Source organism: Serratia sp. CY47280, assembly GCF_052168655.1.
GTDB lineage: Bacteria > Pseudomonadota > Gammaproteobacteria > Enterobacterales > Enterobacteriaceae > Serratia > Serratia bockelmannii.
Window position 1 is genome coordinate 323,438 of sequence record NZ_JBJNMG010000004.1, and the last position, 7,745, is coordinate 331,182.

Annotated in this window: 6 protein-coding genes; 5 read left to right on the forward strand and 1 reads right to left on the reverse strand. The window is 59.1% G+C overall.

Annotated elements, in window-relative coordinates; all coding sequences use genetic code 11:
• Positions 1 to 2: 2 nt before the first annotated feature.
• Complete coding sequence (fadB, locus tag ACJ8J4_RS18435; protein WP_049203622.1) at positions 3 to 2,192, reverse strand: fatty acid oxidation complex subunit alpha FadB; 2,190 nt, start codon at positions 2,190 to 2,192, stop codon at positions 3 to 5.
• A 233-nt stretch (positions 2,193 to 2,425) separates the two neighbouring features.
• Between fadB and ACJ8J4_RS18440 the strand changes: the two genes are divergently transcribed.
• From ACJ8J4_RS18440 to hemG, 5 genes are all read left to right on the forward strand, one after another.
• Positions 2,426 to 3,622 carry an MFS transporter gene (locus ACJ8J4_RS18440; protein ID WP_043137482.1) on the forward strand — a complete coding sequence of 399 codons (1,197 nt, stop codon included), beginning with the start codon at positions 2,426 to 2,428 and terminating at the stop codon, positions 3,620 to 3,622.
• 112 nt (positions 3,623 to 3,734) lie between these two features.
• Entirely contained in the window at positions 3,735 to 5,066 is a 1,332-nt protein-coding gene (gene pepQ / locus ACJ8J4_RS18445; protein ID WP_025304931.1) for a Xaa-Pro dipeptidase, read from the forward strand.
• A complete protein-coding gene (locus ACJ8J4_RS18450; RefSeq protein ID WP_016929437.1) occupies positions 5,066 to 5,680 on the forward strand; it encodes an IMPACT family protein in 615 nt (204 codons plus the stop codon). The genes pepQ and ACJ8J4_RS18450 overlap by 1 nt, the downstream gene beginning before the upstream one ends.
• 35 nt (positions 5,681 to 5,715) lie before the next feature.
• Entirely contained in the window at positions 5,716 to 7,167 is a 1,452-nt protein-coding gene (gene trkH / locus ACJ8J4_RS18455) for a Trk system potassium transporter TrkH (protein WP_025304932.1), read from the forward strand.
• Positions 7,168 to 7,188: 21 nt separating this feature from the next.
• Positions 7,189 to 7,722 (forward strand): menaquinone-dependent protoporphyrinogen IX dehydrogenase, encoded by a 534-nt coding sequence (hemG, locus tag ACJ8J4_RS18460; protein WP_089181541.1) that lies wholly within the window; start codon positions 7,189 to 7,191, stop codon positions 7,720 to 7,722.
• Positions 7,723 to 7,745 lie beyond the last annotated feature (23 nt).

Genomic DNA, 7,745 nt, shown 5'->3' on the forward strand with positions numbered 1-7,745 from the left:
CCTCATGCCGGTTGGCGGGTAGCGACGTCGGACAGCGGTGTCGCCACCGGGTAGTAGCTTTCATTGCGCTCGGCCTTGGCGCGCAGACCGGCCGGCACCTGATACAGGGCGCCGAGGTGTGCGTAACGCTGGGCCAGCTCAACGTAGTTGGCGGTGCCGAGCGTATCCAGGTAGCGGAATGCGCCGCCATGGAACGGAGGGAAGCCGATGCCGTACACCAGTGCCATATCGGCTTCCGCCGGGCTGGCGACGATCTTCTCTTCCAGGCAACGCACCACTTCGTTGATCATCGGGATCATCATGCGCGCAACGATCTCTTCGTCGCTGATGGTCTGGCGCGGTTGGCTCACTTCGGCCAGCAGCGCATCGGTCTGCTCGTCGTTGTCCTTGCGCGGCTTACCTTTGTTGTCCTGGCTGTAGCGGTAGAAGCCCAGCTGGTTTTTCTGACCGAAGCGCTGGTTGTCGAACATCACGTCAATGGCATCGCGATAGTCTTTGCTCATGCGCTCCGGGAAGCCGGCCGCCATTACCGCTTGCGCGTGGTGTGCGGTGTCGATGCCCACCACGTCGAGCAGGTAGGCCGGGCCCATCGGCCAACCGAACTGTTTTTCCATCACTTTATCGATCTGACGGAAGTCGGCGCCGTCGCGCAGCAGCAGGCTGAAACCGGCGAAGTATGGGAACAGCACGCGGTTGACGAAGAAGCCCGGGCAGTCGTTCACCACGATCGGCGTTTTGCCCATGCGGCTGGCGTAGGCCACCACTTTGGCAATGGTCTCGTCGCTGGTTTGTTCGCCGCGGATGATTTCAACCAGCGGCATGCGGTGTACCGGGTTAAAGAAGTGCATGCCGCAGAAGTTTTGCGGGCGCTTCAACGATTTTGCCAGGTGATTAATCGGAATGGTCGAGGTGTTCGACGCCAGAACGGTCTCTTCGCCGATCAGGTTTTCCACTTCCGACAGTACGGCGGCTTTGACCTTCGGGTTCTCCACGACCGCTTCGACGATCACCTGCGCGCGCTCGATGCCGGCGTAGTCCAACGTTGGTTGAATGGTCGACAGCACCTGCGCCATTTTCAGGCCATCCAGTTTGCCGCGTTCCAGCTGCTTATTGAGCAGCTTGGCCGCTTCGTTCATGCCCAGCGTCAGTGATTTGTCGCTGATGTCCTTCATGATCACCGGCACGCCTTTCAGCGCCGATTGGTAGGCGATGCCACCGCCCATGATGCCGGCGCCCAGCACCGCCGCCTGTTTCGGCGCGTCCACATTCTTGGCCAGCTTTTTCGCCTGGCCTTTCACGAACTGATCGTTAAGGAAGATGCCGACCAGCGCACGCGCTTCGTTGGATCGTGCCAACGGCACGAAGCTGGCGGTTTCCAGTTTCAGTGCCTCATCGCGGCCCAGCTTGGCGGCGGCTTCAATGGTTTTCACCGCGGTCATCGGTGCCGGGTAATGTTTACCGGCGGTCTGCAGCACCATGCCTTTGGCGGTGGTGAAGCTCATTGCCGCTTCGATCGGGCTGAGCTTCAGCGGCTCCAGCTTAGGTTGACGTGCGGCGCGCCAGTCCAGCTTGCCGTCGATCGCCTGTTGCAGCATTTTCAGCGCCGCTTCGGCCAGTTTTTCCGGTGCTACCACCGCATCCACCAGGCCGACTTTCAACGCGTCTTTGGCGCTGACGTCTTTGCCGGCGGCGATGATTTCCAGCGCGCTGTCGTTACCCAGCAGGCGTGGCAGGCGGACGGAACCGCCGAAGCCCGGCATAATGCCCAATTTGGTTTCCGGCAGGCCGATGCGCGCGTCCGGTGAGGCGACGCGGAAATCGGTCGCCAGAATGCATTCGCAACCGCCGCCGAGTGCATAGCCGTTAATGGCCGAAATGGTCGGTACCGGCAAATCTTCCAGCCGGTTAAAGACGTTGTTGGCGAATACCAGCCACTCGTGCAGCTTTTCAGCCGGTGCGGCGAACAGAGAAAGGAATTCGGTGATATCGGCGCCGACGATAAACGCGGCTTTGGAGGAGCGCAGCAGCAACCCCTTGAGCTCAGGCTGGTTTTCCAGCACGGTGAGCGCTTCACCCAGGCTGGCGACGGTACGGGTGTCCAGCTTGTTGACCGAGCCTGATGCGTTGAACACCAGCTCGGCGATGCCGTTATCGAGCCAGTGCAGTTGTAATGTTTCGCCTTGGTAGAGCATGTCTATCTCCTGAATCAGCGTATGATCTGGTATGACCAGATGAAGAGGAGTGTGGTTTTTATGTTAAAAATATGCAAATGAGAGATTGCATATTTGCTGGTCGGATCACATGTCGCCAAGTTAGTTTTTTGATTTGAAACGAAGTTATATTTTATGTGCTATCGGCATTTGCTGGAGTGTGTCGGCACTCATACACTTGCTCGCAGCGAATGAACATTCAGACGAGGTTACGCATGACTAAGGCGGCTTGTGTTAAACGCAGCGGCTTGTGGAGCATTCCCGCCAGAACCATGGCGCTGGCGTGTCTGTTGGTGTTTATGGCGCAAATGGCGACGACCGTGTATTTGCCTTCGCTGCCAACGGTGATGCGGGAGCTGGCGATGAGCCGGCGTGCCACCGAGCTGTCCATTTCAATCTTCGTCATCGGCGCCGCCTTGCCGGTGCTGTTTTGGGGCGCGGCCGCCGATCGCTTTGGCCGCCGCGCGCCCCTGACGCTGTCTTTGTTTCTTTTCATTGGCTGCAGCGGGCTGTTGGCTCTGTGCAGCAACGGCGCCCAATTGCTGACGCTGCGTGCGCTGCAGGGCGTGGGTGCCGGCGGTGCGGCGATCATCGCGCGTATCATCGTGCGGGATAACTGGAGCGGTGACGAGCTGGCGCGACGGCTGTCGGTGCTCTCCATCGCTTTTATCACCGCGCTGGGCGGCGGCCAGTTCGTCGGCGGCCTGCTCAGCCAATATTCACACTGGCAGATGGGCTTCGTCTTGATGGGCGCCACCGGTTTGGCCATTCTGGCGCTGATGGCGACGCTGCCGCTGGAGGCAGGGCGCGCTCGTGGGCCACGTCCGGCGATGGCGGCCACCTACTTCGCCATCCTGCGGCGGCCGGGATTTTTTTGGCCGGCCTGCGTCGGTGGGCTGGGTTTTGCCACCACGGTGACACTGCAGGAAGTGAGTCCGTTCGTCATGCAGCAGGGGTTTGGTCTCAACGTCACGGCGTTCGGCGCGCTGGGGCTGGTGATCGGCGTCGCCTACTTCAGCGGGGCGCTGACGGTGAACCGTACGGTGGCGCGTCTCGGCGGGAAAAAACTGATGCAGGCCGGCAGCGGCATCGTGGCGCTGGCGACGGCGGCGATCCTGCTGCTGTGGTGGAGCGGCGTCCTGGCCGGCCTTTCCGGTATGGCGCTGTTCATTGCGCTGTATTGCCTGACCATTTTTGGCCAGGCGGTGCTGTTTCCCAACAGCATGGCGATGGCGGTCAGCGATGCCAAAGAGTACGGTGCCTATGCGATGGCGCTGTGCGGCTTTCTGCAGCAGTGTCTGGCGGGCGTCGCCGCGGCCGGTGCGGTGTTGTTGGAACACCATGGCCTGTGGGCGCTGGCGATAGCGCTGCTCGGTTTGGGCGGCTGGTTAATGGTTAAGCTGCGGATGTAACGGCATTTGCAGGGAATTGCGAGCTGCTCCGCATGCCCAACGCGATGAGGTTGGAGCGTCGGAGCGCTGTGTTAAGATGACTTCTTTCGTGCTAAGGCATAAGGGTACTGTGATGGAAACGCTGGCTTCTTTGTATAACGACCACCTAGCAGAGCTGCAAAAACGCGCGCGCGAAGTGCTGGAGCGCAACAAGTTGGATGCGCTGCTGATTCACTCCGGGGAACTGCAAAAGGTATTTTTGGACGACCATAGCTATCCGTTCAAAGTGAACGCGCATTTCAAAGCCTGGGTGCCGGTGACGTCGGTGCCGAACTGCTGGTTGTGGATAGATGGCGTCAACAAGCCGAAGCTGTGGTTCTACTCCCCGGTTGACTACTGGCACAGCGTAGAGCCGCTGCCGGACAGTTTCTGGACCAAATCCCTCGAATTGATGCCGCTGGCCAACGCCGACGCCATCGCGCAGCAGCTGCCGCCGCAGCGTGAGCGCGTCGGCTATATCGGTTATGCCCAACAGCGCGCCCGCGATCTCGGCATCCCTTCGGAAAACATCAACCCGAAAGCGGTGCTGAACTACCTGGATTTCCACCGTTCGATTAAAACCGGCTATGAGCTGGCCTGCATGCGCGAAGCGCAGAAGACGGCGGTAACCGGCCATCGTGCCGCGCATGAGGCCTTCCTCTCCGGCATGAGCGAATTCGACATCAATCTGGCCTACCTGACGGCGACCGGCCACCGCGATACCGATGTGCCTTACGACAACATCGTGGCGTTGAACGAGCACGCTTCGGTGCTGCACTACACCAAGCTGGATCATCAGCCGCCGGCCGAGTCCCTGAGTTTTCTGATCGACGCCGGGGCAGAATATAACGGCTACGCCGCCGATCTGACGCGTACCTATGCGGCGCAAAGCGGCAGCGAGTTCGCTCATCTGGTGAAAGATCTCAATAGTGAACAGCTGGCGCTGATCGACACCATTAAAACCGGCGTGCGCTATACCGACTACCATGTGCAGATGCACCAGCGCATCGCCAAGTTGCTCAAGAATCACAAACTGGTGAATGGCCTCAGCGAAGAGGCGATGGTTGAAACGGGCATCACCACGCCGTTCCTGCCGCACGGGTTGGGCCATCCGTTGGGCCTGCAGGTGCACGACGCCGCTGGCTTTATGCAGGATGAGCAAGGCACCCATCTGGCGGCGCCGTCCAAGTATCCGTTCCTGCGTTGTACCCGCGTGTTGCAGCCGGGCATGGTGTTGACCATCGAGCCGGGTCTGTACTTCATCGAATCTCTGTTGGCGCCGTGGCGCAGCGGTGAGTTCAAGCAGCACTTCGCCTGGGATCGCATCGATGCGCTGAAACCGTATGGCGGTATTCGCATCGAAGACAACATCGTGATCCATGAAAAGCGTATCGAGAACATGACGCGCGATCTGAACCTGGCCTGATGCGGCCGTACCCGATACCGGCGGAAGCAACCCGCTTTACCGAAGAAATAAAGAAGAGCCGTTTTATCACCCTGCTGGCGCCAACCAGCGGGGTAGAAGCGGCAAAGGCGTTTATTCAGCAGGTGCGGGATGAGCACCCGGCGGCGCGGCACCATTGTTGGGCCTTCGTCGCCGGTAGCCCCGATGACTCACAGCAGCTGGGGTTCTCCGACGATGGAGAACCGTCGGGCACCGCTGGCAAACCGATCCTCGCGCAGCTGATGGGCAGCGGTATCGGCGAAGTGACCGCCGTGGTCGTTCGTTACTATGGCGGCGTCAAGTTGGGCACCGGCGGGCTGGTGAAAGCCTATGGCAACGGTGTTCAACAGGCGTTGAAGCAGCTGGTGTTGGTAGAAAAGGTGCCGGAAGCCGAATATATCTTGCAGTGCGACTATGCGCAGTTGGCGCTGGTGGAGAACTTGCTGCAGCAAACCGCAGGTCGGATCCTGCAGGGCGAATACGGTGCCGCCGTCGTGCTGCATCTGGCGTTGCCGGCCACCGAGGTCGAGCTGTTTGGGAATAAATTGCGTGATCTCAGTCGCGGTAATTTGCAATTAACCCCCATTTCGCAATAATTCCTCCCAATTGAATTGCTAAGGATCGTGCTGAAATGCATTTTCGCGCCATAACCCGTATCGTTGGTCTGCTGGTCATCCTGTTCTCCGGGACGATGTTTATTCCCGGCCTGGTGGCATTGATTTATCGCGATGGGGCGGGGCGCGCGTTCAGCCAAACGTTCTTCGTGGCGCTGACCATCGGGCTGATGCTGTGGTGGCCGAACCGCAAGCAAAAACACGAGCTGAAGCCGCGTGAAGGCTTCCTGATCGTCGTGCTGTTCTGGACCGTGCTGGGCAGCGTGGGGGCATTGCCGTTCCTGTTTTCGGAACGGCCCAATTTGTCGCTGACCGACGCCTTCTTTGAATCCTTCTCGGGATTGACGACCACCGGTGCGACGACGCTGGTGGGGTTGGACTCGCTGCCGAAGGCTATTCTTTTCTATCGCCAAATGCTGCAATGGATGGGCGGCATGGGGATCATCGTGTTGGCGGTGGCGATACTGCCGATACTCGGCGTCGGCGGCATGCAGCTGTATCGGGCGGAAATGCCCGGGCCGCTGAAAGATAACAAGATGCGTCCACGCATCGCCGAAACCGCCAAAACCCTGTGGCTAATCTATGTGTTGCTAACCGTCGCCTGTGCGCTGGCGCTCTGGGGGGCTGGGATGTCGGTGTTCGATGCCATCGGCCACAGTTTCTCGACCATCGCCATCGGCGGTTTTTCTACCCACGACGCCAGTATCGGTTATTACGCCAGCCCGACCATCAACACCATCATCGCCGTGTTCCTGCTGATTTCCGGCTGTAACTACGGCCTGCACTTCGCTTTGCTGAGCGGCCGCAGCCTGAAGGTGTATGGGCGCGATCCTGAATTCCGCATGTTTATCTTCGTTCAGTTGACGCTGGTGGTGGTGTGTACGTTGGTGCTCTGGGGACATGGCGTCTATAAGAGCGGTATGGAAACGCTCAATCAGGCGTTCTTCCAGGTGGTATCGATGGCGACTACGGCCGGTTTCACGACCGACAGCATCGCCAAGTGGCCGCTGTTCCTGCCGATGTTGTTGCTGTGCTCGGCGTTCATCGGCGGTTGCGCCGGCTCGACCGGCGGCGGCCTGAAGGTGATCCGTATCCTGCTTCTGTACCTGCAAGGCTCGCGTGAGTTGAAAAGGCTGGTGCACCCCAACGCGGTCTATACCATCAAATTGGGCAACCGCGCGCTGCCGGAACGCATTCTGGAGGCGGTGTGGGGATTCTTCTCTGCCTATGCGCTGGTGTTTATCGTCAGCATGCTGGCGATCATTGCCACCGGCGTTGACGACTTTTCCGCGTTCGCCGCAGTGACGGCAACGCTCAATAACCTTGGCCCCGGCCTGGGCGTAGTGGCGGATAACTTCACCACGATGCCGGCGGCGGCCAAGTGGGTCCTGGTGGTGACGATGCTGTTCGGGCGCCTGGAAGTATTTACATTGCTGGTGCTGTTCACGCCAACCTTCTGGCGTGAGTAAGCCTGATATAAGGAGTACGCCATGAAGGCATTGATACTTTATTCGAGCCGTGACGGGCAAACACGTGCTATCGCTTCTTATATAGCAAGCAAGTTGCAGGACACGCTGCGTTGTGAGGTGATCGATCTGCTGCAGGCAGAACAGGTCGATCTTAGCCAATATCAGCAGGTGATGATCGGCGCTTCTATCCGTTATGGGCACTTTAACTCGGTGCTGGATAAATTCGTCAAGCGTCATGCCGAGCAGTTGAATCGGATGCCGAGCGCATTCTTTGCCGTCAACCTGACCGCGCGTAAACCGGAAAAGCGTTCGCCACAAACCAACGCCTATACCCGCAAGTTCCTGTTGGCTTCGCCGTGGCAGCCAAAACAGTGCGCGGTGTTTGCCGGCGCATTGCGTTATCCGCGCTATCGCTGGTTCGATCGCATCATGATTCAATTCATTATGCGTATGACGGGCGGTGAAACGGATACCAGTAAGGAAGTGGAGTACACAGATTGGCAACAGGTCGACCGCTTTGCCCAGGAATTTAGCCAGATCCAGTACGAAAAGTGACAAAAACGCGGGTTTGGCCAGCG

Excerpts from the sequence above, each read along its gene's own strand:
- pepQ (WP_025304931.1), top strand. The coding sequence starts at position 3,735 with ATGGAAACGCTGGCTTCTTTGTATAACGACCACCTAGCAGAGCTGCAA.
- fadB (WP_049203622.1), bottom strand. The coding sequence starts at position 2,192 with ATGCTCTACCAAGGCGAAACATTACAACTGCACTGGCTCGATAACGGC.
- ACJ8J4_RS18450 (WP_016929437.1), top strand. The coding sequence starts at position 5,066 with ATGCGGCCGTACCCGATACCGGCGGAAGCAACCCGCTTTACCGAAGAA.
- ACJ8J4_RS18440 (WP_043137482.1), top strand. The coding sequence starts at position 2,426 with ATGACTAAGGCGGCTTGTGTTAAACGCAGCGGCTTGTGGAGCATTCCC.
- trkH (WP_025304932.1), top strand. The coding sequence starts at position 5,716 with ATGCATTTTCGCGCCATAACCCGTATCGTTGGTCTGCTGGTCATCCTG.
- hemG (WP_089181541.1), top strand. The coding sequence starts at position 7,189 with ATGAAGGCATTGATACTTTATTCGAGCCGTGACGGGCAAACACGTGCT.